Consider the following 26,186-nt stretch of genomic DNA (forward strand, 5'->3'; position numbering starts at 1 on the left):
CCTCTACATTGAGCGGTGATGGCGTTCCATGTTCACCGCGCCGAGCGGACCGATCTGCTTGCCGACGGGCTCGGTGATCTGCTTGCCGCGCCGCAGGCCGACCCGTTCGCGCCCGAACTGGTCCTGGTGCCCGCGCCCGGGATCGAGCGCTGGCTGTCGCAGCGGCTGTCGCACCGGCTCGGTCGTGGAACCGGTGCCGACGGGGTGTGCGCCGGCGTCGAGTTCCGCACGCCCCGGTCGCTGGTGGCCGACCTCACCGGTACCGCCGACGACGATCCATGGTCGCCGGACCGGCTGGTCTGGGCGCTGCTGGACACCATCGACGCGTCGGCCGGCCAGCCGTGGTGCGCCCGACTGGCCGCACATCTCGGCTACGGCCAGCGCGGTGCGGACGCCGACCTGCGGGTCGGGCGCCGGCATGCGGTGGCACGCCGGGTGGCCGCGCTGTTCGCGTCCTACGCCGCGCAGCGTCCGCAACTGCTGGCCGATTGGACCGACGGAATCGACAGCGACGGGCTCGGCGCCGAGATCGATACCGACCTGGCCTGGCAACCCGAACTGTGGCGGGCGCTGATCCCCCGGATCCCGGGCGATCCGCCGCACCTCCGCCACGCCCGCGTGCTGGCCACGCTGCGCGCGTCGGGTGCCGGGCTACCGCCCCGGTTGTCGTTGTTCGGCCAGACCCGGCTGGCCACCACCGACATCGAGCTGCTCGACGCCTTGTCCACCAATCATGATGTGCACCTGTGGATCCCGCACCCCAGCGCGGCCATGTGGCAGCGTCTGGCGGATGTGCGCGGCCGGGTGCCCCGCGACCTGGCCGCCCACGAGGACCGGGGTGGCCACCCCCTGCTGACCACTCTGGCACGTGACGTCCGCGAGCTCCAGCGGGTGCTCCCCAATACCGCAGCGGAAGACGAAACACGTTGTGGTGCAACACGACCCGACACCCTACTGGGCTGGCTGCAGTCCGATATCAGCGCCGACGCCGTCCGGCCCGCGGGACGGACCCTGCGGCCCGGCGACCGGTCGATCCAGGTGCACAGCTGCCACGGCCCGGCCCGGCAGGTCGACGTGCTGCGCGATGTGCTGCTCGGTCTGCTGGCCGACGACCCCACCCTCGAGCCGCGCGACATCCTGGTGATGTGTCCCGACATCGACACCTACGCCCCGTTGATCACCGCCGGATTCGGGCTGGCCGAGGCCGGAGACGGTCACCCGGCCCACCGGCTGCGGGTTCGGCTGGCCGATCGTGCACCCACCCAGACCAATCCGCTGCTCGCGGTGACCGCCCGGCTGCTCGACCTGGTCGGTGGTCGGGCCAGCGCGAGCGAGATCCTGACCCTGGCCGAAATGGGGCCGGTGCGTAGCCGTTTCGGCTTCACCGACGACGATCTCGACGTCATCAACGGCTGGGTGCGCGAATCCGGGATCCGGTGGGGCTTCGACGCCGAGCACCGGCGGCCCTACGGACTGGAGGCCTACGTGCACAGCACCTGGCACTTCGGTCTGGACCGGGTGTTGTGCGGAGTGGCCATGTCCGACGATTCGGAGGGCTGGCTGCGGTCGACGTTGCCGCTCGACGACGTGAGCAGTAACCAGGTCGAACTGGTCGGCCGATTCGCCGAGTTCGTCGACCGGGTGCAGTGGACGGTGGACTCACTGTCGGGGGATCATCGGCTGGCCGACTGGATGGACCTGCTGGGCGACGGCGTCGACCGGCTGACCCGGGTGGGGGCCGCCGATGGCTGGCAGAGCGGCCAGTTGCACCGGGAGTTCGCCGAGATCGTCGCGGACGCCGGCGGGCGCGGGTCGATATCGTTGCACATCAACGACATTCGCTCGCTGCTGAGCCGCCGGCTGGGCGGCCGGCCCACCCGGGCCAACTTCCGCAGCGGCAGCCTGACGGTGTGCACCATGGTGCCGATGCGCTCGGTGCCGCATCGGGTGGTCTGCCTGGTCGGTCTCGACGACGGTGTGTTCCCCCGGGTCGGTGCGCCCGACGGCGACGATGTCCTGGCCCGGCGCCCGGTGGTGGGTGAGCGCGACATCCGTTCCGAGGACCGGCAACTGCTGCTCGACGCCATCGGCGCCGCGCAGGAGACACTCGTCGTCACCTACACCGGCGCCGACGAACACACGGGCCGGCGCCACCCCCCGTGCGTGCCGCTGGCCGAGGTGCTCGACACCCTGGATCGCACCACCTCGGTACCCATCGCGGACACGATCGTCACCACGCATCCGTTGCAACCGTTCGACGCCCGCAACGTCACGCCGGGCGCCCTCGGGATGCCCGCCACCACACCGTTCACCTTCGACGTCACCGCACTGGTGGCCGCCGAGGCCGCGGGCCGGCCCGAACCGGTCCCCGACCGCGACTTCCTCGCTGCCGCACTGCCGCCGCGGCAGCTCGCCGACGTCGCGCTCGACGAACTGCTCGGCTTCTACAACCACCCGGTCAAGGGGTTCTTCCGGGACTTCGCGATCGCGCTGCCGTCCGAATCGGACGTGCTCGACGATGCCATCCCGGTCGAGATGGACAATCTGGCCGGTTGGGCGGTCGGCAACCGGATGCTCGAGGACATGTTGCGCGGGCACGACGCGAAGTGGGCGCGGGAAGCCGAATGGCGACGCGGTCAGCTGCCCCCCGGCCAGCTCGGCTGGCGGATCGCCCGTGAAGCGGGGGAGGACGCAAATCAGTTGGCGGCCACCGCATTCGGATACCGCACCGGCGCCGAGTCATCCGTGGATCTGGATCTGGCCGTCGGACCCGACCGCCGCCTCACCGGTACCGTCACACCGGTACACGGGGCGCGGTACGTCGCGGTCGGGTACTCGAAGCTGGGCCCCAAGAATCTGCTGCAGGCCTGGATCCGGCTGCTCGCACTGTTCGCGGCCGCGCCGGAGACGGACTGGACCGCGGTCTGCATCGGCCGGCGGGGCCGCAACGGGGGAGTCGATGTGCGGGCCTTCGGGCGGCCCGAGCGCCCGGCCGCCGAGCTCCTGGCCGAGTTGGTGGCGATCTACGACGCGGGCCTGCGTGAGCCGCTCCCGATCCCGCTGAAGACGTCATATGCGTGGGCAGTGGCGCGCCGGACCCGGGACGACCCGGAACGTGAGGCCCAATTTCATTGGGCTGGTGGAGAATTCGCCGAGAACGGCGACGATGCCCATGCCCGGGCCTGGGGTGAGCGGGCGCCGTTGAGTGCCCTGCTGACACCGCCACGGTCCGGGGAGGAGATCCGCGGCGAAACCACCCGGTTGGGCGCGCTGGCCACCCGGATCTGGACACCGCTGCTGTCCGCCGAGCGGGAGCCCCGGGCATGAAGCCGTTCGACCTCTACGGTCCGCTGCCTGAGCCGGGGTCCACCATGGTGCTCGAGGCCAGCGCCGGCACGGGCAAGACCTTCGCGCTGGCCGCGCTGGTCACCCGCTACGTCGCCGAAGGTGTTGCCGCACTTGACCAGATGTTGCTGGTGACCTTCAGCCGCGCCGCCACCCGGGAGTTGCGCGAACGGGTGCGCGCGCAACTGCTGCAGGCGCTCGAACTGCTGGACACCCCGCCCGACGAGCCCCCCAACGACCTGATCGCTCATCTGCTGAAGGTGCCGGCCGCGGAACGGCAGCGGCGTGCCGCGCGGCTCCGGCACGCGCTGGCCAACTTCGACTCGGCCACCATCGCCACCACTCATCAGTTCTGCCACATCGTGCTGAAGTCGCTCGGCGTCGCCGGCGACGCCGACGCCGAGGTGACCCTGGTCGAATCCCTGGCGGATCTGATCGGCGAGATCGTCGACGACGTGTACCTCGCCCAGTTCGGTCAGCAGCAGACGCCGCCGCCGCTGACCCGCCGGGAGGCCTACGACATCGCCAAGCTGGCGGTCGAAAACCCGGGCGCGGCAATCCATCCGGTGGGTGAGCCAGCCGGTTCCGCGGCCGCGGTACGCGTCGAGTTCGTGCATCGCGTGCTGACCGAACTCGAGCCGCGCAAGCGCCGGCTGCGGATCCAGGGCTACGACGACCTGCTCGGCCGCCTGGCGGCGGCGCTCGAACCCGTCGACGCGCCGGCACGGGTTCGGATGCGCCAGCGCTGGGACATCGTGATGGTCGACGAGTTCCAGGACACCGACCCGATCCAGTGGCAGGTGGTCGAGCGGGCCTTCGTCGGGGTGAGCACCGTCGTGCTGATCGGTGACCCCAAGCAGGCCATCTACGCCTTCCGGGGCGGTGATGTCGCCACCTATCTGAGTGCCGCCGGGACGGCCGGTGAGCGGCACACCCTGGCGGTCAACCGGCGCACCGACCGGGCGCTGCTCGACGCCGTGCACACCGTCATCGGGGGTACCGAGCTGGGCGACCCGGACATCGTCGTCGTCGACGTGGCCGCCGAGCGGCCGGGCCATCGCCTCGCCGGCGCACCACGCAACCACCCGTTCCGGCTGCGGGTGGTGGGCCGCGAACCGTTCGGCAGGACGGGAACCAAGATGGTGCCCATCGGCGGCCTGCGTGAACACATTGCCGCCGATATGGCCGCCGACATCGCCCGATTGCTCGGCAGCGGAGCGACCTTCGACGGCCGGCCGCTCAGCGCGGGCGACATCGCGGTGATCGTCGACAACCGGTGGGACGCGGCGGCCTGCCGCGAGGCGTTCGACCGGGCCGGTGTTCCCGTCGTCTACTCGGGCGATTCCGATGTCTACGCGTCGCCGGCCGCCGCGGACTGGCTGTGTCTGATCGAGGCGATGGAACAGACCCACCGGCCCGCACTGGTCCGCGCGGCCGGGCTGACGGCATTCTTCGGAGAGTCCGGCGCCACCCTGGCCGCCGGTGGTGACGAGCTGACCGACCGGCTGGCCGCGACGCTGCGCGACTGGGCCGACCGGGCCCGGCTGCACGGCGTGGCCGCGGTGTACGAGTCGGCGAACCTGGCCGGGATGGGCCGGCGGGTGCTGGGGCGGCCCGGCGGTGTCCGCCGGCTGACCGACCTGGCGCACCTGGCTGACCTGTTGCAGACGGCGGTGCACCGTGACGGCCTGGCACTGCCGGCGCTGGCCGAACTGCTGCGCGCCCGAAGGGACACCAAAGATACTGCCGCCGAGCGTAATCGGCGATTGGACAGCGACGCCGCCGCGGTCCAGATGATGACCTACTGGGGCAGCAAGGGGCTCGAGTTCCCGGTGGTCTACCTCCCGTTCATGTTCAACCGCAACATCCTGATCGGCGACCGCTTCCTGTTCCACGACGACGCGACGAACCGCTGTCTGCACGTCGGCGGCCAGGGTAGTTCGGACTATGCGTCGGCGGCCGCACGCGCGGCGGCCGAGTCCGCCGGGGAGACGTTGCGGCTGGCCTACGTCGCGCTGACCCGGGCACAGTCCCAGGTGGTGGCATGGTGGGGGCCGTCCCGTGACGAGGTGCACGGCGGGTTGTCCCGACTCCTGCGCGGCAGGCTGCCCGGGGAGCTGTCGGTGCCCGGCAGCTGTGCACCCGGGATCACCGATGACGAGGTACGGCAACGGTTCTCGGCCTGGCAGGCTGCCGGCGGCCCGGTTGTCGAGGAGTCGGTGATCGAATCGGCGCCGGCGCTGGAACCGGGGGCGGGGCCGGGCCAGTTGGCGGTGCGCACGTTCGCCCGCGGCGTCGACGTCGACTGGCGGCGCACGTCGTACTCGGCGCTGGTGCGTGCCGCCGAGGATCGGGGCCCCGGAGTCGGCAGTGAACCGGAGATCACGATCAAGGACGACGAGGTCTCCGATGTTCCCTCCGTGCCGGCCTTATCCGCCGATTCACGCGTACCCGGATTCGATCTGCCGTCGCCGATGGCAGACCTACCGGGCGGTGCCACCTTCGGATCGCTGGTGCACGCGGTGCTCGAGACCGCCGACCCGCGGGCCGAGGACCTGGCGGCCGAACTGACCGCGGCGGTGGACCGGCACTTCAGCTGGTGGCCGGTGGCGGCCCCACCGCAGGCCATCGCGGAGGCCCTGGTGCCGGTGCATGACACCCCGCTCGGCCCGTTGGCCGCCGGTCTCACCCTGCGCGACATTGCCCTGAGCGACCGCCTGCGCGAACTGGAGTTCGAAATCCCGTTGGCCGGAGGTGATCTCACGCGGGTGGCGCCGGATGTCACGCTGGGCCGGATGGCCGACGTGCTGGCGCAGCTGTTGCCGGCGCCGGACCCGATGCGGGCGTACACCGACCGACTGCGCGGCCCGGGCCTGGGTCCGGCCAAGCTGCGCGGGTATCTCTCGGGATCCATCGATGCGGTGCTGCGGGTGCGCGACGGCGATGCCGGGCACCGGTACGTGGTGGTGGACTACAAGACCAACCGGCTCGGCGACGTGCAGTCGCCGTCGGTGGCCGGCGACTACACCCCGGACCGGCTGGCCGCGGCGATGATGCACTCGGACTACGTGTTGCAGGCGCTGCTGTACAACATTGTGCTGCACCGGTTCCTGCGCTGGCGGTTGCCGGACTACCAGCCGGAGCGACATCTCGGCGGTGTGCTCTACCTGTTCCTGCGGGGGATGTGCGGTGCCGATACTCCCGTGGTCGACGGACATCCGACCGGCGTGTTCAGCTGGCGGCCACCGGCCGATCTGGTGGTCGCGCTCTCCGATCTGCTCGACGGACGGCAGGTGGGGTCATGAGTGCGCCGATGCCCGAGGACGCGCTGCACTGGCGCCGCAGTCTCACCGCCGGCGGACTTCTGCGCGCGTTCAACGACGCCGGGGTGCTGGATTCGGCCGACGTGCACGTGGCCACCCGGTTGTGCATGCAGGCCGGCGAAGCCGGCGAGGCCGCCGCGCTGGCACTCGCCCTGGCGGTCCGCGCGCTGCGGTCCGGTTCGGTGTGTGTCGATCTGACCACCGTGGCGGGCGAACTCGACCACCCGCTCGACCCGCAGCTGTCGTGGCCGGATCCCACGGCGTGGCTCGCGGTACTGCGGGGCAGCCCGCTGCTGGGGGAGACGCCGGTGCTGCGGCTCTATCAGGACCGGCTGTTGTACCTGGACCGGTATTGGCGGGAGGAGGAGCAGGTATGCGCCGACCTGCTGGCCGAGCGGCCGGCACCGCCGGCGGTGGACGATGCCGTCCTCGAGGCAGGACTGGCCCGGGTGTTCAGCCGGCCCGGCTCGCAGGAGCAGTGCCAAGCGGTCCGAATTGCGTTGTCGCAGTGGACCACCGTGCTGACCGGCGGCCCGGGAACGGGTAAGACCACCACGGTGGCCGGGTTGCTGGCCCTGCTGATGGAGCAGGCCGAACTCGGTGGCCGGCCCCGGCCGCGCATCGCGCTGGCGGCGCCCACCGGAAAGGCGGCCGCGCGGTTGCAGGAGGCGGTGCGCGTCGAGGTCGGGCTGCTGGGCGCGGCCGATCGCGCCCGGGTCAGTGGGCTGCGGGCTGTCACGCTGCACCGACTGCTCGGGTACCGTCCCGGCACCTCGGCGCGGTTCAAGCATCATCGGGGCAACCGGCTGCCGCACGATGTCATCGTCGTCGACGAGACGTCGATGGTGTCGCTGACGATGATGGCCCGGCTACTCGAGGCGGTCCGGCCGCAGACCCGCCTCATCCTGGTCGGCGATCCGGATCAGCTGGCGTCGGTGGAGGCCGGCGCGGTGCTGGCCGACCTGGTCGACGGTCTCGGTGGGCGCGACGACGTCCGGATCGCCGAGCTGAGGACCTCGCACCGGTTCGGCGCCTCGATCGGCCAACTCGCCCAGGCCATCCGGGACGGTGACGCCGACGGGGTGCTGGGCCTGCTGGCCGCCGGCGGCCCGCACGTCGAGTTCGTGGACACCGCGCAACCCACCGCGGCGCTGCGGGATCTGCTGGTGGCCAACGCGATGCGCATCAGGGCCGCGGCGGCTGCCGGCGATCCGGCCGCGGCCCTGGCCCACCTCGACCGGCACCGGTTGCTGTGCGCGCACCGGGATGGGCCGTCGGGAGTGCGGCACTGGAACCAGCAGGTCGAACGGTGGCTGGCCGAGGAGACGGGCGAATCATTCTGGGCCCAATGGTATTTGGGCCGGCCGGTGCTGGTGACGGCCAACGATTACGGGCTGGGTCTGTACAACGGCGACACCGGGGTGTGCCTCCTCGTCGACGGGGGCCTGCGGGTGGCGGTCGCGGGTGCCGACCGGGTGCAGGAGTTCGCCGCCAGCCGGCTGTCGGAGGTGGAGACCATGCACGCCATGACAATTCACAAGAGTCAGGGCAGTCAGGCCGACGAGGTGACGGTGCTGATGCCGCCGGAGGATTCGCGGTTGCTGTCGCGGGAACTGCTCTACACCGCGGTCACCCGGGCCAAGGAGAAGGTCCGCATCGTGGGCACGACGGCCGAGGTGCGCGCGGCCCTGGATCGGCGGGTGGTGCGGGCCAGCGGTCTGGCGCATCGGCTGACCCAACACTGACCAAATACCGCGAGCGTCCGTGTTTGTACGGTGACACGCCGTTGGGCGCGTACAAACACGGACGCTCGCGGTCCAGATGTGAAGGTCAGGCAGCGGGCGGTGCGCCGTTGAGCACCCGCTGCATGTCCGGGAGCATCTGCTGCAACTGCTGACCCCAGTAGCCCCAGCTGTGCGTGCCGTTCGCGGGGAAGTTGAACACGCCGTTGGTGCCGCCGGCCGCGATGTAGTTGTCGCGGAAGGTGATGTTGGTCCGCAGCGTGAAGCCCTCCAGGAACTGCGCCGACATCAGGTTGACGCCGCCGCCGGAGGTGTCGAGCTCCGACGGGGTGCCGGTGCCGCAGTAGATCCAGATGCGGGTGTTGTTGGCCACCAGGCGGCCGATGTTGACCATCGGGTCATTGCGCTTCCAGGCCGGGTCGGACGACGGGCCCCACATGCTGTTGGCGTTGAACCCGCCGGCATCGTTCATGGCCAGCCCGATCAGCGTCGGCCACCAGCCCTCGGACGGGTTGAGGAAGCCGGAAAGGGAAGCGGCGTAGGAGAACTGGTCCGGATGCCAGATCGCGTAGTTCAGCGAGGCACTGCCGGCCATCGAGATGCCGACCGCGGCGTTACCGGTGCGCGAGACCCCGCGATTGGCGGCCAGCCACGTCGGCAGCTCCTGGGTCATGAACGTTTCCCACTTGTAGGTGTAGTTCTGCCCGTTGCCCTGCGACGGCTGGTACCAGTCGGTGTAGAAGCTGGACTGCCCGCCCACCGGCATCACCGTCGACAGCCCGGAGTTCTCCATCCACTCGAAGGCCGGGGTGTTGATGTCCCAGCCGTTGTAGTCGTCCTGGGCGCGCAGGCCGTCGAGCAGATAGACCGCGTGCGGCCCGCCGCCCTGGAACTGGATGCGGATGTTGCGGCCCATCGACGCCGACGGCACGTCGAGGTACTCCACCGGGAGCCCCGGCCGCGAGAATGCCTCGGCGGTGGGGGTGATGTGCCCGACGGCACCGGCGAATCCGGGCAGGGTGGCAGCCGCGACGGCCGCGACGGCCAGGCCCCGCAGCGCGCGCCTGGATCTACCCTGCAACTTCCTACGAACATTCTGCACAACCTTCACGACAGCTCCTCTGTGTGTGTGACCCCAACTAATCGTCTGACCGATGTGACGCAAGTGAAGCATGTGATTACCGCCGCAACGTGCGCCGAAACCCCGATCCGCGATCGCGGTTGACTAACGATTGGACGTCACGACGGAGCCGCTTTCGTCACCGCGCTGTGACCTCGGACCGGCGTGTCGAGTGCCGTCGTCGGCTTCGGAGCGCGGCATTCACCACGGTCAGGGGCGTCTAGCAGACCGGCGGGCCGGCGTCGATCACGGTTCGCCGACGACCGCCTGCCGCAGGGCCTCCTCGGCATGCCGGTGCCCGACCAGTTCGAACCCGATGACCACGACGATGGGCGCGAGCATCACAACCAGCAAACACACCGCCATGTCCACGCCGGCCGACACCAGCACCACGGATGCGGCCAGGGTGATCGCCACCAGGCTGACGAGCACGATGTGGAACACGTCGATGGTGCGGACCATGTAGGAGTACAGCGCGAAGATCAGTGCCAGGTACAGCCCGACCGGAATGGCCAGCGCCAGTACGGTCTGGGTCGCCGTGAGCACGGACTGCTCCTCGATGTAGTAGGCGGCGACGTGCAGTCCCGCTCCGGTGGCGACGATCGCCCCGAAGACCGGCATGTGGCCGTAGCCGAACAGGAAGGAGCGCTCGCGGCGCGCATGCAGGACCGGCGCCACCGGCACGACGAAGTACACCCACCACATGCTGAAGGTCAGGCCCACCCCGGCGACGACGATCAGCACCGCGTCGATGCTCCAACCCTGTTCGCCCACAATCGCACTCAGGGTGGCGACCGTACCCACCACGCCTTCGCCCAGCGCGATGATCGCGAACAGGCTGTAGCGCTCGGCGATGTGATGGGCATGCCACGGCGTCCCGCCACGACGTCTCTCGGCGACATACGGCACGGACATCTCGAAGCACATGAGCACGATGAAGAGGACCAGGCTCGTCGCCACCGACGTGTGCAGGACCAGCGCGGCGACCCAGCCGATCTGCGCGATGGCGATCAGGTTGACATAGGCCAGACAAGCACGCCGGTGTTCCGGATCCGCGCGGGCGGCGCGGAGCCACTGGATCGCCATCGCGATCCGCATCACGATGTAGCCGGCGACCACTACGCGGTTGTCAACATGTTCACCGTGCTCGATGGAGGCGAACAGCGCGGGGATTCCCAGCGCCAGGATCACCACGCCCACCATCTGGAGCATCGTCGTCAGCCGGTAGACCCAGTCGTCGGTGTCGTAGGCCGAGGCGAACCAGCTGAAGTTGATCCAGGCCCAGCACACGGCGAACGTCGCGACGCTGAAGCTGAGCACTCCGGCAGCGACGTGGCCGGCCGCCAGGGCATGAGCCAGCTGCGACGCGGCCACACCGACGGCGATCACGAACGTCAGGTCGAACAACAACTCGAGTGGAGTGGCGACCCGGCCGTCCTCGTGCGGGTCGCGGCCCGACATCCGGCGAATGCGATGTGCGGGGGTGAGGCGGCTCGGCGTGGAGTCTGCTTCGGTCACGGGCTCATGGTGGCGTGGTGTTCCTCATTCGGCAAACGTGCGTGTCAGCGCACCAATCGCCGCAGCAGCAGCGACGCCGACACGACCCCGAGCACCGCCGCCACCACCAGCACACCGACGTCGACGAGCAGGTTCGACGGCATGCCGATCAACAGGCCGCGCAGGGCGTTCACCTCGTAACTGAGCGGGTTGACCGCCGAGAGGTATCTCAGCCACCGCGGCATGATGTCCACGGGGTAGAGCGCATTGGACGCGAAGAACAGCGGCATCGTGATGGCCTGACCGATGCCCATCAACCTGTCCCGGTTGCGCACCAGTCCGGCCAGCGTCATCGACAGGCACGCGAAGAACGCCGCGCCCAACACCACCACGGCCATCGCCCCGAGGATGCGCAGCGGGTTGGCGGTGAGCTGGATACCCATCAGGTAGGCGATCACCAGCACGCCGATCACCTGCGCGACCGAGCGAACGCCGGCAGCGAAGGCCTTGCCCGTGATCAGTGCCGAGGCCGGTGAGGGCGTCACCATCAGCTTGGCCAGGATTCCCGCATCGCGGTCCCAGACGATCTGGATGCCGTAGAAGATCGAGATGAACAGCGCCGACTGCGCGATGATCCCCGGCGCCAGGAACGCCAGGTAGTCCACTTCGCCGGTGTCGATGACCCGCAGATGTGCGAACGTCTGGCCGAAGATCAGCAGCCACAGTGCGGGCTGCACCATCCGGGTGAACAGCTCGGTCCGGTCGTGCCGCAATTTCTGGAGTTCGACCAGAGCGAAAGTGCCCATCCGCGAACCCAATTGGGTCAACCGACGCCAACCGCGGGGAGCCCGGATCAGGGTGACTGGCGGAGATTCAACCGACACGACGGGCCGCCCTCCTGCTGGACCGGATCTCGCGCAGTCCCGGTTGTGACGTGTCGTCGTCGCCCAGGTCCGATCCGGCGTGGTAGCGGAAGACGTCTTCCAGGGTGGCCTGCGGTCCGACGCGCGCCTTGAGTTCGTCGGGCGCACCGACGGTCTGCAACCGGCCGTGGTGCATCAGCGCCACCCGGTCGCACAGGGCGTCGGCCTCTTCCATGTAGTGCGTCGTCAGCAGTACGGTCATCCCGAACTCGTCCTGCATGCGCTGCACGGTCGACCAGACCCCGTCCCGCGCAATGGGATCCAGTCCCACGGTGGGTTCGTCCAGGATCAGCAGCGACGGCCGGTTCACCAGCGCCTGGGCCAGTTCGAGCCGGCGCACCATGCCGCCGGAGTAGGTGGCGGCCAGGTTGTCGGCCACATCGGTCAGGTTCATCGCGGCCAGCGCGGCGTCGACGCGCTCGGCGCGGTGTTTATGGGGGACGTCGTAGAGCCGGGCGAACCACTGCACGTTCTGCCGGCCGGTGAGGGCGGACTCGATCGAAAGTTGCTGTGGCACATAGCCGATGTTGTATCGGATATCCATCATGTTCGTGCGGGTGTCCAGGCCGAAGATCGATACCTGCCCGTCCTGTACGGGGGTGAGCGTGGTCAGCACCCGTACCGCGGTGGTCTTGCCCGCCCCGTTTGGCCCCAGCAGCCCGAGGGTCTCACCGGCGTTCACCTGCAGCGTCAGGTCATCGACGGCGACAAAGTCGCCATAGCGGTGGGTCAGGTGCCGGCAGTCGATGGCCGGTGTCATGATCGGGCCTCGTCGAGGAGCCGGGTCATCTTCTGCATGACTTCCAATCCCGCTGTCAGCGAGGCGGTTTCGCTGGGAGTCAGCTGGTCCAGCACCGCTGACAGCGCGGCGCGCCGGGCGGCACGTGTTTCGTCGGCGAGCCGTTGGGCCTCGTCGGTGAGCCGGAGGCGGCCGATGCGCCGGTCGGTGGGATCGGCCGCCCGGGTGAGCATTCCGTCGGTGACCAGCTTGGACACCAGCGTCGACGTCGTGTTGGCGACCAGGCCGAGTTCGGCCGCGGCCGCGCTGACCGAGATGCCCGGCTGCCGGCCGACCAGGCGTACGAGCTCGGCCTGGGATTCGGTGAGACCAGTGCCGTCGAAGCCCCGGTCGGCCGAGCGGCGCAGCCTGCGCCGGAAGCGGCCGACGGTGCTGAACAACGTGCTGGTGAGGTCGGTGGACGTGGACACTCCACCACAATACCTCTGTCTCAGAGCTATTCGCCACCGCGAGCGTGCATCCATATGCGTTCGGGCGGCGCGAAAATGCGCAAGGTTGCACGCTCGCGGGAAATAACAGTCAGAACCAGGCGTCGCGCATGTCCAGGGTGGTCCGGTCCAGACTCTCCAGCAGGTCGAGCTGCGGGCGGGTCCGCGGCAACTCGTAGCCGAAGAAGTACCGCGCCGCCGCACGCTTGCCGTCGTAGAAGTCGCCGTCGCGGCCGGCGGCGGCGAGTTCCTGTTCCAGCCATAGCCACGCCACGACGAGATGCCCGAACGCCTCCAGGTAGATCACGCTGTTGGCCAAGGCCGCCTCGGGGTCACCGCAGGCGAACATCGCCGCCGTTACGGCGGTCAGCCGCTGCCACACCGCGTCGAGCTGCTGCCCGTGCTCGGCGGCGGCGCCGTCGGCCTCATGGGCGCGCGCCACCGTCGCCGCGATCTCCCCGCCCAGGACGGCCAGCAGGGCACCCCCGCCCTGGGTCACCTTGCGGCCCAACAGATCCAGGCTCTGGATACCGTGCGTGCCTTCGTGGATCGGGTTCAGCCGGTTGTCCCGGTAATGCTGCTCGACGTCGTACTCCCGGGTGTAGCCGTACCCGCCGTGCACCTGGATCGCCAGGCTGTTGGCCTCCACGCACCACTGCGAGGGCCAACTCTTGGCCACCGGTGTCAGCAGGTCCAGCAGCGCCGAGGCCGAGGTCCGTTCGTCGTCGGATTCGGCCGAGGCGACGATGTCGACCAGTCGCGCGCAGTACAACTCCAGCGCCAGGCCGCCTTCGACATAAGCCTTCTGGGCCAACAGCATTCGCTTCACGTCGGCGTGCTCGACGATGGGGATCTGCGGGGTGGCCGGGTCCTTGGTCAACAGGGCCCGGCCCTGCGGCCGGGTGCGCGCGTACTCCAGGGACTTCAGATATCCTGTGTACCCCAGGGCCACCGCGGACATCCCGACACCCAGGCGGCGTTCATCATGTGGAACATGTAGACGATGCCGTGGTGTGCTTCGCCGACGAGATAGCCCACCGCGCCGGGCTGCCCACCGGGGCTGAACGTGCCGTCGCCGAAGTTGAGCACCGTGTTGGTGATGCCCCGCTGGCCCATCTTGTGGTTGAGCCCGGCCAGGGCGACGTCATTGCGCTCGCCGCGCTCGCCGTCCGCGCCGATCAGGAACTTGGGCACGATGAACAGCGAGATGCCCTTGGTTCCGGGCGGCCCGCCGGGGATCTTGGCCAACACCAGATTGACGATGTTCTCGGTCAATTCGTGCTCGGCGCCGGAGATCCACATCTTCGAGCCGAACAATCGGTAGGTGCCGTCGGGCTGCGGTTCGGCCCGGGTGGTGATGTCGGCCAGCGACGAACCGGCCTGGGTCTCCGAGAGCGCCATGGTTCCGGAGAACCGTCCGGCGAGCATCGGCGCCACGAATGACTCGATCTGCGCCGGGGTGCCGAACTCGCTGAGCAGGTTCGCGTTGGCCATGGTCAGCATCACGTAGCCGGCCGTTGCGACGTTGGCGGCCTCGAACCAGGCGAAGCCCGCCTGCGCGACCGACACCGGCAACTGGGCACCGCCGATCTCGGCGTCCATCGTCATGGCCAGGACCCCGGACCCGGCCAGCGCATCCCAGGCCTGCTTGACCTCGGGGATCATCGTGACGGTGGTGCCGTCGAACGTCGGCTCGTTGGCGTCGCTCAACTTGTTGTGATTGGCGAAGTACCGGGTGGCCAGTTGCTCGCAGAGATCCAGGGCGCCGGCGAACGTCTCCGCGGAGTGGTCGGCGAAGCGCGGGCGTTTCGTCAGGGCCTCCACATCGAGCCACTCGAACAGTAGGAAGTCGATGTTTCGGCGGGACAGCAGCTCGGACTTCACAGATCGCAGTATGCCCTCATTCGAGGGTGTGCAACCGGACCTCGGCCAAGGTTCCGCCGGTCGCCATGGCGGTCATGTAGGTGCAGTACGGCTGCCGGCGACGGTCGGTCGGCGAGCCCGGATTGAGCAGCCGCAGGCCGGTGCCCGTGGTGGTGTCCCACGGGATATGGCTGTGCCCGAACACCAGCACGTCGGTCTCGGGATAGCGCCGCGCCATCCGCCTCTCGCGGTCCGCCGCGGCGCCCGTCTCGTGCACCACCGTGAACCGCACCCCGTCGATCGTGGCGTCGGCGCGTTCGGGTAGCCGGGCCCGCAATTCGGGTCCGTCGTTGTTGCCCCAGCAGGCGAGCAGCCGGGCCGACCGTCGTTCGAGTTCGTCGAGCAGCGCGATGTCGACCCAGTCGCCGGCATGGATGACGACGTCGGCGCGCTCGACCTGGTCCCACACCGGCGCCGGCAGGTCGCGGGCCCGGTGCGGGATGTGGGTGTCGGAGATCAGTAGCAGGCGCACCTGGTTGACTCTTGCAACATGACGCAGAGACCGCTGGCCGGGGTACGGGTCGTGGAGATCTCCAGTTTCGTGGCGGTGCCGCTGGCCGGTATGACGCTGGCGCAACTGGGCGCCGAGGTGATGCGCGTCGATCCCGTCGGCGGCGCCGCGGACTACCGCCGTTGGCCGCTGGCCGAGAGTGGCACCAGCATCTACTGGACCGGCCTGAACAAGGGCAAGAAGTCGGTGGCCGTCGACATGCGGTCGCCAGAGGGCCAGGATCTGGTTCGCCGGCTGATCCTCGACTGCGGGGTCCTGATCACCAATGTGGTTGGCCGGCAATGGCATTCCTACGAGTCGCTGGCTGCGGTGCGGCCCGATCTGATCCACCTGGAGGTCTCGGGTCGCTCCGACGGCGGGACGGGTGTCGACTACACCGTCAACGCCGGGCTCGGCTTCCCCCTGGTGACGGGCCCGCCGACCGAATCCGGTCCGGTCAACCACGTGCTGCCCGCGTGGGACGTGTCGTGCGGGTTGTACGCGGCGCTGGCCGTGACGGCCGCACTGCACCACCGCGACGCGACCGGCGCCGGCGCGGCCATCCGGCTCCCGCTCGAGGACGTCGCGCTGGCCACCGCGGGCAACCTGGGCTTCCTGACCGAACCGATGGTCAACGGCAGTCAGCGCGAGCGGCTGGGCAATGCGATCTACGGCCAGTACGGCCAGACCTTCACCAGCGCCGACGGGGTGCCGTTCATGTTGGTCGCGCTGACCGGCCGGCACTTTCGCGACCTGGTCGAGCTGACCGGGACGGGCGCGGAGGCCGACGAGCTGGCAGCGGAGCTGGGTGCCGACTTCACCGACGAGGGCCAGCGGTTCACCCACCGCGCGGCGCTGTCGACGTTGTTCACGCCATGGTTCGCGGCGCACGCGGCCGACGAGATCGCCACTGCGCTGGCGGGCACCTCGATCCTGTGGGAGCGCTACCGCAGTTTCGCCGAGGCCGCCGTCGACCCGAAGGTGACGGCCAACCCGTTGTTCACGACGCTGAACCAGCCCGGGATCGGGGAATACCTGGCGCCGGGCCTGCCGTACTCCATCGGCGGTGACCGGGTGCCGGCGACGCCCTCGCCCGCCCTGGGCGACGACACCGCCGATGTGCTCTCCGGTATCGGAATACCGCCGGAGGAACTGTCCCGGTTGCGCGAATCAGGCATCATTGCAACAGGTTTCGCGGGATGAGTGAGCTGCTGCGGCTGCTCGGGCTACGACCCGGCGGGGGCGACGCGTTCGTCGCACCCGGATACGGCCCCGAGGGCAAACGCGCCTTCGGTGGCCAGTTCCTGGCGCAGACGCTGGCGGCCGCGGCGCGCACCGTCGACGACGCGAAGGGCCCGACCAGCCTGCACCTGCAGTTCCTGCGCGGCGGTCTCGGTGGCGTCGACACCACCTACGACGTCGAGTGCCTGTACAACGGCCGGACCGCGGCCACCCGGCGGGTGCTGGGTTCGCAGGACGGCCGCACCCTGATCGCCGCAACGGTGTCGTTCGCCGAGCCGATGGCCGGCCCCGAGCACGGCGAGTACGGCGAGCTGGCCCACGATCCGGATCTGCTGGAACCCACCGGACCGGCCGGTCCCGCACCGGGACTGCCGCTCGACGAGCTGGACATCCGCTATGTGGATGACCGCAGCAGCGGTGAGTTCGTGCGCCGGATGTTCTGGCGCACAACGGTTTCGATGCCCGACGACCCGCTGGCACACCTGTGTGTGGCGCTGTTCGTGACCGATGTCTACCTGATCGACGCCCCACTGCAGGTGCACGGATTCTCGATGCGTGAGCGCACCCACCGCAGTGGCACCGTCGACGCGTCGGTCTGGTTCCACCGCCCGGTCCGCGCCGACGGCTGGAACCTACTGGAGTCCCGCTCCCCGGCGGCCACCCGCGGCCGCGGGCTGGTGACCGCCAGTCTGGTGGGGGACAACGGGCTGATCGCCGCGACCATGGTGCAGGAGGGCCTGATCGCCGCTCGCGAGTGACCGGGCAATATAACGGTGGTTCAACAATGCGCAGAGGAGAAAAAAGATGCGGACCTTCGAATCACTCGACGCCCTCGTCGCCGCCAAGGGTGAGGTGCTGGGCACCAGCTCCTGGGTCGAGATCACCCAGGAAGCGGTCAACCTGTTCGCCGATGCCACCGGCGATCACCAGTGGATCCACGTCGATGTGGAGAAGGCGAAGTCCGGACCGTTCGGCGGCACCATCGCGCACGGCTTCATGACGCTGTCGCTGATTCCGCGGCTGATGCACGAGATGTACACCGTCGGCGGCATCAAGCTGGCCATCAACTACGGCCTCAACAAGGTCCGCTTCCCGTCCCCGGTGCCGGTGGGTTCCAAGGTCCGGGCCACCAGCACGCTGGTGGACGCCGAGGACGTCGGCAACGACACCGTGCAGCTGACCGTGTCGACGGTGATCGAAATCGAGGGCGGCGGCAAGCCGGCCTGTGTCGCCGAGAGTGTGCTGCGCTACATCGGCGGCTGACACAATTTCTTCTCCGCGAGCGTCCGCATTTGTACGGTCCGCCACGGCGTGTCGTGTACAGACACGGCCGCTCGCGGAGCGGCGTTACCGGTAGGCGTCGAGGCCGAGTTTGACCGCCAGCGCCAGGGCGGCGATCCCGATCACGATGCGCATGGGCGTCGTCGGCGTGTGGCGGACGACCACGGGGCCCAGGCGCGAGCCGATCAGGCAGCCCAGGCCCAGCGGAACGGCCGACGCCCAATGCACCGGCGCCAGGACTGCGAACATCACGGCGGCGGTCAGGTTCGACGCCCCCAGCAGGACGTTCTTCGCGGCGTTGGCGTGCGCCAGCGTCGCGTGGCCCGTGCGGAGCAGCAGCGCCAACAACACCACGCCGGCGGCCGCCCCGAAATAGCCGCCGTACAGCGCGATCACGAAGATCGCCGACGCCATGGCGACGAACCGGCCGTGGGGTGCGTCCATGACGGCGTCGTCGCCCTGCTTGCGGGGCAGGGCAATGGCCAGCGCCGAGAAACCGAGCAGCAGGGGGACGACCTTCTCGAACCCATCGGCCGGCGTCGTCAGGAGCAGTGTCGCGCCGGCGCCACCGCCCAGTGCGGCCACCGGCGTCATCCGCAGCAGCCACCGGCCCTGCCCGGCCAGTTCGGGCCGGGACCCCCACATGGAACCGATCGCGTTGAACACCAGCGCCACGGTGTTGGTGACGTTCGCGGTCACCGGTGGCAGACCGGCGGCGAGCAGCGCGGGGTAGGTGGCCACCGACGCCAGGCCGGCGATGCTTCCGGTCAGGCCGCCGGTGATGCCGGCGACCAGCAGGAGCAGCCAGTTCATGGTGATCAACCCTGACACAGGACCGGGGAACCCCGGCTACCGCACCGGCTCCGCTTCGGGTAGACACTTATCCCATGAAGACGCATCTGAACTGCCCGTGCGGGGAATCCATCGTCGGCACCGACGAGGACGATCTGGTCGAAAAGACCCAGGCGCACCTCAAGGACAACCATCCGGGCCACGAGTACTCCCGCGACGAGATCCTGTTCATCGCCTACTGAGGGTCGGCCACCCCGAATCGACTGGGCGGCAACCCCTTTGGGGCTGACACACGATCAGCAGCGGGTGACCTTGGCCGACCGCCGCTCGGTGGTGGCGACGAAATCGCGCACCACGGCGGTGACCGCGTCGGGCTCCTGCACATGCGGGAAGTGCCCGGCGCCGGCCAGCACCGTCAGTCGGCTGCCCGGCAGGGCCTGATGTGCGGCATGTCCGTGTGACACCGGCACCACCCAGTCCCGCTCACCCCAGATCAACAACACCGGCAGCTGTGCGGCGATGTGCAGCTGGTTCATCGCGGTGACGGCCTGCGCCCGGTAGTCCACGACGGATCGTGCCGCACGCAGGAACGCCGCGCGGCTGGCGCCGTCGCTCAGCGAGGTGTAGGTGTTCCACAGCTCCTTGCCGGCCGGGGGCAGCCCCTCCGAGAACAGCACGGAACCGACCATCTTCGCCATGTCGCGCACGGGCGCCGGGGCCACCATCGGCAGCACCAGTTCGGCGCCGGGGGCCGAGAGCAGCCGCAGCGGCAGACTCAGTTCGGTCTCGAGACCGCTGCCGCCGATCAGGATCAGCCGCTCGCAGCGTTGACGGTGCTGATACGCGAACTGCATCGCGATGCCTGCGCCCAGGGACTGGCCGACCACGGTGGCGCGGGGAATCCCCAGCGCGGCCATGAAGTCGCGTATCCAGACCGCGTAGCCGCCGAGCGAATAGTCACTGTTCGGCTTGTCGGAAAGTCCGTGCCCCAGCAGGTCGGGGGCGATCACCCGGTAATGCCGCGCCAACCGGGGGATCAGTTCCCGCCAGGTCTGCGAGCTGCCGGCCATGCCGTGCACCAGCAGCAGAACCTCGCCGGCGCCCTCGTCGCGATAGGCGATCCGGTCACCGTTCACCTCGAGATAGTTCATCTCGGTCATGCCCTTTACGCCTCCTCTCGGCGGTAGGTCTCGATCTACCGTAACGGCAGCCGGGTCAGATCTAGTTACTGGCGAGTAACGAGCAGGGTGCGACACGCCTGTTGATCGAGGGTTGACCTGCCTGGATAACGATTGGGTCACGTTGACGTCCGCGGGCCAGGCACACTGGCTGTCATGGGCAGCGACGACGACGATCCCGGACCCGACAACACCCTGTCGCCCAGCGAATCGCTGGACTCCGATGAGGTACGCAACGACGACGGCGACATCGTCGCCGATCCGCCCGATCGTTGGATCGAGGTCCACGAGGACAGCACCCTCGACGAGAAGCTGGCCGCCGAGGTCCCTGACGTTCTTCCGCCCGGTACGGGACGGCAGGCCCGCCCCACTCGACGGCACCAGGGCCAGATCGACGGCAGCCCGGAGGACGGGGAGTCGTTCTACGACATCGTCGACGAGGACGAGTCAACCGGCGGGTAGCAGGGTCAGCGCCCGCGGCCCCCGCCGCCACGGCCTCCGCCGCCGCCGATGCCGCCACCGCCGCCCGGCCGGCCGGGTCCGATGCCGCCGCCACCGGGCGGTCGAGGGCCGGGGTTCAGGTCGACGTCGAAGTCGACGCCCCAGCCGTAATCGCAGTCCCAGTCATACCCGCACATGTAGCCGTAGCCGCTGCCGCCACCCATGCTGCCCGGGCCCTGGCCATTGTCCGCACCTCGGACGTCGCCCTGGGAGCAGATCGTGGTGCCGCCACTGCTGGTGCAGTCGGCACGCGCCGGCACCGCATCGACGACATCGGCAAAACCCAGTCCGCCGACAACCAGCGCAGGCGCCAAGAAACCCCACAACAACCGCATTGGACAGATGTTATGTCGCGGGCGCGGTAACGGCCATCCCCCAGGCCGGGGGACGACAACGCCGTGACCGCGCCATTAGCGTTCGGATTCATACCCCGTGGAGAACGTGGAGAAGAGGTCCGACATGGCGAACGATCCTGCGTGGGCGAAGCCGGCCGCACTGGCCATCCCGCCGGAGGGCTACCTCGAGATGGAGCGGGGCCGCTACGGCCCGGTCTATCCCCGTACGCCGGCGTGTCACGGCTTCTCGATCATCGCCAAGGTGAAGGAGGGCCGCGAGGAAGCGGTGCGGGCGTATGGAAAACAGATCGAGGAGGCGATCGCCGCATCCCCGGATGTGCTCGCCCCGCTGCGGTTGCACTATCTGCGCTGGGTGCTGTTCGATGTGGGCTCGGGCCTACACTTTCAGTACCAGGGCATCTTCGACACCGACTTCGACAAGTACACCGAGGACGCGGTGCAGCTGTTCAGCCAGACCGGCATCACGACGGTGTTCACCAACCTCGAGGGATTTCCCGAGGACTGGAAGACCAACCCGGAGGCATTCATCAACTTCGTGCGTGACCACCAGTGCCCGAGCTTCCTCGAGTACGGCGAATACCCCTACGTCACCGCCGACGAGATCAAGAAGGCGCTGAAGCTGAAGGCGGCGTTCTCCGACATGCTCGACCAGATGCAGTAGCGGTCCGCATCGCCCATGCCCAGCACGCTCGAATTCGATGACATCCAGCACATCCTGCTGACCCGGACACCGGCGATGACGGGCCGGTACGAGTTCCTGACCTTCGACAGCGCGGCCGGTGGTCGCGCCTGGTTGCGCGAACTGATCGACCGGGTGGACTCGGCCAGCGCCGCCGTCGAGTCGATGGACGCATCGAAGCGCTGGATCACGCTCGCGTTCACCTGGACGGGGCTGCGGGCGCTCGGGGTTCCCGACGACGACCTGGCCACCTTTCCCGACGCGTTCCGGGAGGGAATGGCCGCGCGTGCGGACATCCTCGGTGACACCGGCGCGAATGCGCCCGAGCACTGGGACGGCGGCCTGGCCGGCGATGACCTGCACGCCATCGCGATCCTGTTCGCCCGTGACGACGAGGAACGGGACCGCTGCATCGGTGAGCACGACGCGTTGTTGGCCCGCTGCTCCGGCGTGCGCTCACTGTCGCACCTCGACCTCAATGCCACCCCGCCGTTCAACTACGCCCACGATCATTTCGGATTCCGGGATCGGTTGTCCCAGCCCGTAATCGAGGGGTCGGGTGAGGCGCCGACCCCGGGATCCGGAGCACCGTTGCAGCCCGGCGAATTCATCCTGGGGTATCCGGACGAAGACGGCGCGCCCGCCGGCGCCGGGATCCCGGGGGTGCTCGCCCGCAACGGCAGCTTCATGGCGTACCGGCGGTTGGAAGAGCACGTGGGCAGGTTCCGGGAGTATCTCGCCGATCACGCGGGCACCCCGCAGGAGCAGGAACTCCTGGCCGCCAAGTTCATGGGCCGGTGGCGCAGCGGAGCACCGCTGGTGCTGGCTCCCGACACCGACGATCCGGATCTGGGTGCAGACCCGTTGCGCAACAACGATTTCAACTACAAGGAGATGGATCCGTTCGGCTATGCATGTCCACTGGGTTCGCATGCCCGTCGGCTCAACCCGCGCGACACGGCGCACAACATGAACCGCAGGAGGATGATCCGGCGCGGCGCTACCTACGGCCCGGCGCTGCCCGACGGCGCGGCCGAGGACGGGGTCGATCGCGGGATCGCCGCCTTCATCATCTGCGCGGACCTCGTGCGCCAGTTCGAGTTCGCGCAGAACGTGTGGATCAACGACAAGGCATTCCACGAGCTGGGCAACGAACGCGATCCCATCTGCGGAACCCAGGACGGCACGCTGGACTTCACCGTTCCGAAGAGGCCGATCCGTAAGGTACACAAGGGAATACCCGCGTTCACCACCCTGCGCGGTGGCGCGTACTTCTTCCTCCCCGGATTGAGCGCGTTACGCCACCTGGCCGCGTCGGCAGAACAGGAGTGACGTGAACACCACACCGGCCCGTACGTACAACCAGTGGCACACCGCCCGCCCGCACGACGGCCGGCGCCGGGTCAGCATCTACTGGACATGGAGTTATCCCTGGGAAGCCCAACGTGATCCCGCGGCGATGGAGAACCGGTTCTCCACGATCACCGAGGTGCGCAACGTCGTCTGGCCCGCCTACGAGACGCCCGAGTTCAGCGCGGCGAACTTCCTGCAGGGCATCGCCGGGACCCTGGAGCTCTTCCACCGATCGACGTTGAACTTCCAGCAACTGGCCGGTGACGTGACGGGACACCAGGTCGCGGTGTTCCAGCGGGTCGACCAGGCCGGCTACCACCAGCCGATCGACGAACGGATCCTTGCCGACACCGACACCCTGATGGTCTTCGGGCTGGACCACCTGCTGGGCGGTCTGGAGCCGGCTGCCGCCGAAGTGGAGGCCATCAAAGCCTGGCTGCAGCGCGAGGGCACCTGTCTGTTGCTCGCACTACACCACGACGTCGGATTCACCGACGACTTCCAACAGCGGCAGATGGAATACGAGCACCACGGTGACCGTCTGGTGCCGCGCCAGCAGCGGTTCAGCGAGTACACGCGCGGCCTCATGCGCGCTCTCGATGTTCCGGTGCACAACACGTGGGGACTACGTCCCGCCGTCGTCGCAGGCACGAAGGATATTGCGCCACTGACGGTTTCGGCGGATCTCGACGACATCGGTCTGCTGACGGACGTGCCGACACTGAGCTTCCACCAGCATCTGCCGCACTACGAGCTGACCGCCCCTGCGGGGGACGGACTGCGCGTGCTGGGTCGCCAGCGGGTGGATCCGGATCGGCCACATCCGTTCACCGCGGCGGGCAATACCGAATTCAACGCGGTCATCTGGATGCCGCCCGCCGGTGATCGCGCCGGCGATGTGGTGCTGATCGACTCGACGCACTTCACGACGCTGTTCGGCGGAACCGAGAGCCTGCGCCGGCTGTGGAGCAACCTGGTGACGATGCGCCAGAGCTGACGCAGAGGTCTAGGTCGGCAGGAGTCCTATCCGCTTGGCCTCCGTGACCGCGGCGGACCGGGAGGACACCCCGAGCTTGCGGTAGATCGAGGCTGATTGTGACTTCGCGGTCTCCCTTCCGATGCGCAAGTCCTCCGAGATCTGCTGCAGGGACAGGTGGGTGGCGAGGTGGGGCAGCAGGCGTAGTTCGGCCGCCGTGAGCGGTCGCCGATCGCCGCCCGTCGACAGGGCACGGACCCGGTCCAGCCGCCGCGACAGCGCGGTCGCCTCCGGCTCGCGCCTGCGGGCCCGCTCGGCCGCCTCGAGATGTCTGGTCAGCAGGTCCGCGTCCGCCAGCAGGGCGGCGGTCCACGCGAGCAGGCCGTGGCCCAGCAGCGCGGTCCGAGCGGCCAGACTGCCGAGACGGTCGAGCAGCCGTTCGGTGGCCGTCGCCGCTGCCCGCGCTGTGGCCTGATCACCGAGCCGCGCCGCGGTGACAGCGCTGACCCCGTACACCACGACCATCGGGACGACGTCGCACAGGTCGTGCGAATCGGCAATCACCCGGGCCTGCGCACTGCGGGCCGTGCTGCCCGCGCCGTCGCCCTCGGTGAGATCGAGCAGTGCGAGATGGGCCAGTGCCGCGGCGTGGAATCCCGGGAGGTCACCGATCACCGGCAGTGCCGATTCGAGGAGCGTGCGTGCGGCGGTGGTGTTGCCGATCATGGACTCGGCGCTACCTTTCATCACCGTCGCCGCGGCCCACCAGCGATTGACCAGGTGATCGCCGGCGCTCCGGACGATCTCGGACTGCCGCAGAACCTCCCGCACCCCGTTCACCCCGACGAGCGAACTCACCAGTGCGACAGCAACTTTCACCGACGATGTGCCGTCGGAGAGCGGTTGGCCACGATCGGCCGCAACGGCCTGCAGCAGCGACCGCTGGATCAGCTCGGCGTCACCGGTCGTGACACCGAGCCACGCGCAGGCGATCGCGGCGTCGGGGTACTGCGCCACCGTCTGCTCGTCGAGCAGGGCGATACGCCGCCCCAGGACACCTGCCCTGCCGTCGAAACCCAACCGCACCGCATCGCGTCCCACCAGTGCGGCGGCAGTGGGTCGGTCGTCCGCGGCGAGCGCCAGCAGCACGGCGCCGTCGATGTCGCCGGCCGCAGCGCTCAGGCCCGCTGCGCGCGAGGCGATCTCGCGGAACCGCGCCGGCGTCCGGCTCCGCAACCGGTCCAGCAGCAGGTCCCGGAACAGCGGGTGGTAGCGATACCAGATCCGTTCGGTGTCCAGCGAGGTCAGGAACAGGTTCCCGGACCGGGAGAGTGCTTCGAGCAGCATCGCCGAATCCTGGCGCTGCAACAGGGTGTCGAGGAGATCAGCGCTGAAGCGGGGCACGACGGCCGACTCGAGCAGGAAGGTGGTCATCTTCTCGTCGAGGGCGGACAACACCTCCTCGACCAAGTAGTCACCGATGAGACCGCCACTGCCGGTGAAGTTCTCGGCGCCGGTGCCGTCACGGACGGCCATGGCCGCCAGCACCACACCGGCCGGCCAGCCCTCGCACCGGTCGATGATCGACGAGGTGGCCTCCGGGGTCAGCGTCGCACCGACGGAGGCGATCGCGGCCGCCGCCTCGGCGCGAGAGAACTTCAGATCGGCGGTGTCGAGTTCGACGACCGTGCGCTGCAGGCGCCGACGCGCCAGCTCCAGCGGAAGGGGACCGCGCCCCAGGACAGCGACGGTGGTCGTCGACGGCGCGGTATCGACGAAGGATTGCAAGATGCCGACCGCGTCGGGGGATCTGAGCTCATGAAGGTCATCGAGCAGCACGACCACCGGCCCGCAGGCCTCCAGCGCGCGGATGAGGGAGGGCAGCGAACTGGTGAACACCGGGCGGCCGGGGCCGCGTAGATACCGCAGCACCTCCGGCTCGATGCCGCACGCCGCGTCGAGCGCGGTGGCGATGTGCAGCAGCAGGTGCGCGGGGTCGTCGTCCAATTGGTCGATCCGTGCCCACGCGAACGGCCGTGGGTCGGCGGCGGCCCATTGTGTGGCGATGTTGGTCTTGCCGTACCCGGCGGGCGCGGTGATCGTCACCAGTTCGCCGTCGCGCGCCGCGAGAAGCCGCGACACCAGCGCGGGCCGGTCGACGATACCGTCGGCGAACCGGGGTGCCCCGACCGTGGCGGCGGGCACGATCGGCCACCACTCCCCGGCAACCATGAGGGC

General features: G+C 69.1%; 21 protein-coding genes and 1 pseudogene. 11 read left to right on the forward strand and 11 right to left on the reverse strand.

The genetic code is table 11. The features are described 5' to 3' along the window. Positions 1–18: 18 nt before the first annotated feature. The 3 genes from recC to recD are packed head-to-tail and all read left to right on the forward strand — an operon-like array spanning position 19 to position 8,413. Entirely contained in the window at positions 19–3,327 is a 3,309-nt protein-coding gene (gene recC, locus U0R18_RS17305) for an exodeoxyribonuclease V subunit gamma (RefSeq protein WP_526370632.1), read from the forward strand. Then, on the forward strand, positions 3,324–6,650 hold the full coding sequence (locus U0R18_RS17310) for a UvrD-helicase domain-containing protein (protein ID WP_526370634.1): 3,327 nt from the start codon (positions 3,324–3,326) through the stop codon (positions 6,648–6,650). The genes recC and U0R18_RS17310 overlap by 4 nt, the downstream gene beginning before the upstream one ends. Next, positions 6,647–8,413 carry an exodeoxyribonuclease V subunit alpha gene (gene recD, locus U0R18_RS17315; protein ID WP_526370636.1) on the forward strand — a complete coding sequence of 589 codons (1,767 nt, stop codon included), beginning with the start codon at positions 6,647–6,649 and terminating at the stop codon, positions 8,411–8,413. The genes U0R18_RS17310 and recD overlap by 4 nt, the downstream gene beginning before the upstream one ends. 85 nt (positions 8,414–8,498) lie before the next feature. Here recD and U0R18_RS17320 read toward each other — a convergent pair whose 3' ends face one another. The 7 genes and pseudogenes from U0R18_RS17320 to U0R18_RS17350 form a co-directional block, all read right to left on the reverse strand. Next, complete coding sequence (locus U0R18_RS17320; RefSeq protein ID WP_526370969.1) at positions 8,499–9,512, reverse strand: alpha/beta hydrolase; 1,014 nt, start codon at positions 9,510–9,512, stop codon at positions 8,499–8,501. A gap of 264 nt (positions 9,513–9,776) precedes the next feature. Then, complete coding sequence (locus U0R18_RS17325) at positions 9,777–10,991, reverse strand: low temperature requirement protein A (protein ID WP_526370971.1); 1,215 nt, start codon at positions 10,989–10,991, stop codon at positions 9,777–9,779. 101 nt (positions 10,992–11,092) lie between these two features. Then, positions 11,093–11,833 carry an ABC transporter permease gene (locus tag U0R18_RS17330; RefSeq protein WP_526370638.1) on the reverse strand — a complete coding sequence of 247 codons (741 nt, stop codon included), beginning with the start codon at positions 11,831–11,833 and terminating at the stop codon, positions 11,093–11,095. Between the two features lie 67 nt (positions 11,834–11,900). Then, on the reverse strand, positions 11,901–12,710 hold the full coding sequence (locus U0R18_RS17335) for an ATP-binding cassette domain-containing protein (protein ID WP_526370640.1): 810 nt from the start codon (positions 12,708–12,710) through the stop codon (positions 11,901–11,903). Continuing rightward, positions 12,707–13,213, reverse strand: coding sequence for a MarR family winged helix-turn-helix transcriptional regulator (locus U0R18_RS17340; RefSeq protein WP_526370642.1), 507 nt, complete (start codon positions 13,211–13,213; stop codon positions 12,707–12,709). The genes U0R18_RS17335 and U0R18_RS17340 overlap by 4 nt, the downstream gene beginning before the upstream one ends. A gap of 55 nt (positions 13,214–13,268) precedes the next feature. After that, positions 13,269–15,061, reverse strand: a pseudogene (locus U0R18_RS17345) (acyl-CoA dehydrogenase C-terminal domain-containing protein). Positions 15,062–15,077: 16 nt separating this feature from the next. Next, entirely contained in the window at positions 15,078–15,572 is a 495-nt protein-coding gene (locus U0R18_RS17350) for a metallophosphoesterase family protein (protein ID WP_526370644.1), read from the reverse strand. An 18-nt stretch (positions 15,573–15,590) separates the two neighbouring features. On the opposite strand from U0R18_RS17350, the gene U0R18_RS17355 reads away from it, so the two are divergent. Genes U0R18_RS17355 through U0R18_RS17365 form a run of 3 tightly spaced genes read left to right on the forward strand, consistent with a single transcriptional unit; the run spans position 15,591 to position 18,095 of the window. Then, positions 15,591–16,793 (forward strand): CoA transferase, encoded by a 1,203-nt coding sequence (locus U0R18_RS17355; RefSeq protein WP_526370646.1) that lies wholly within the window; start codon positions 15,591–15,593, stop codon positions 16,791–16,793. After that, positions 16,790–17,590, forward strand: a complete 801-nt coding sequence (locus tag U0R18_RS17360; RefSeq protein ID WP_526370648.1) for an acyl-CoA thioesterase — start codon at positions 16,790–16,792, stop codon at positions 17,588–17,590. Before U0R18_RS17355 ends, U0R18_RS17360 begins: the two co-directional genes overlap by 4 nt. Positions 17,591–17,636: 46 nt before the next feature. Further along, entirely contained in the window at positions 17,637–18,095 is a 459-nt protein-coding gene (locus U0R18_RS17365) for a MaoC family dehydratase (protein ID WP_526370650.1), read from the forward strand. 84 nt (positions 18,096–18,179) lie between these two features. Here U0R18_RS17365 and U0R18_RS17370 read toward each other — a convergent pair whose 3' ends face one another. Then, complete coding sequence (locus tag U0R18_RS17370) at positions 18,180–18,926, reverse strand: sulfite exporter TauE/SafE family protein (RefSeq protein WP_526370652.1); 747 nt, start codon at positions 18,924–18,926, stop codon at positions 18,180–18,182. A 74-nt stretch (positions 18,927–19,000) separates the two neighbouring features. Between U0R18_RS17370 and U0R18_RS17375 the strand changes: the two genes are divergently transcribed. Further along, complete coding sequence (locus tag U0R18_RS17375) at positions 19,001–19,147, forward strand: DUF1059 domain-containing protein (protein ID WP_526370654.1); 147 nt, start codon at positions 19,001–19,003, stop codon at positions 19,145–19,147. A gap of 54 nt (positions 19,148–19,201) precedes the next feature. Here U0R18_RS17375 and U0R18_RS17380 read toward each other — a convergent pair whose 3' ends face one another. Then, the gene (locus tag U0R18_RS17380) at positions 19,202–20,065 is read right to left on the reverse strand and encodes an alpha/beta fold hydrolase (RefSeq protein WP_526370656.1); all 864 of its coding nucleotides are present in this window, start codon (positions 20,063–20,065) and stop codon (positions 19,202–19,204) included. A 174-nt stretch (positions 20,066–20,239) separates the two neighbouring features. Here U0R18_RS17380 and U0R18_RS17385 point away from each other — a divergent pair, with 174 nt between their 5' ends. After that, the gene (locus U0R18_RS17385) at positions 20,240–20,545 is read left to right on the forward strand and encodes a hypothetical protein (protein WP_526370659.1); all 306 of its coding nucleotides are present in this window, start codon (positions 20,240–20,242) and stop codon (positions 20,543–20,545) included. Between the two features lie 5 nt (positions 20,546–20,550). Here the strand turns inward: U0R18_RS17385 and U0R18_RS17390 are convergent, their stop codons facing one another. Then, entirely contained in the window at positions 20,551–20,919 is a 369-nt protein-coding gene (locus tag U0R18_RS17390; protein WP_526370661.1) for a hypothetical protein, read from the reverse strand. Between the two features lie 124 nt (positions 20,920–21,043). Between U0R18_RS17390 and U0R18_RS17395 the strand changes: the two genes are divergently transcribed. From U0R18_RS17395 to U0R18_RS17405, 3 genes are read left to right on the forward strand one after another with little or no spacing between them, the layout of a single operon-like run. Continuing rightward, the gene (locus U0R18_RS17395; RefSeq protein ID WP_526370663.1) at positions 21,044–21,601 is read left to right on the forward strand and encodes a hypothetical protein; all 558 of its coding nucleotides are present in this window, start codon (positions 21,044–21,046) and stop codon (positions 21,599–21,601) included. Positions 21,602–21,616: 15 nt separating this feature from the next. After that, the gene (locus U0R18_RS17400; RefSeq protein ID WP_526370665.1) at positions 21,617–22,951 is read left to right on the forward strand and encodes a Dyp-type peroxidase; all 1,335 of its coding nucleotides are present in this window, start codon (positions 21,617–21,619) and stop codon (positions 22,949–22,951) included. A gap of 1 nt (position 22,952) precedes the next feature. Beyond that, positions 22,953–23,969, forward strand: coding sequence for a hypothetical protein (locus U0R18_RS17405; protein WP_526370667.1), 1,017 nt, complete (start codon positions 22,953–22,955; stop codon positions 23,967–23,969). A 9-nt stretch (positions 23,970–23,978) separates the two neighbouring features. On the opposite strand, the gene U0R18_RS17410 is transcribed toward U0R18_RS17405, so the two are convergent. Next, a complete protein-coding gene (locus U0R18_RS17410; protein ID WP_526370669.1) occupies positions 23,979–26,180 on the reverse strand; it encodes a winged helix-turn-helix domain-containing protein in 2,202 nt (733 codons plus the stop codon). Positions 26,181–26,186: the final 6 nt, after the last annotated feature.

The sequence above is a fragment of the Mycobacterium sp. genome (assembly GCF_046330795.1).
Taxonomy (GTDB): domain Bacteria; phylum Actinomycetota; class Actinomycetes; order Mycobacteriales; family Mycobacteriaceae; genus Mycobacterium.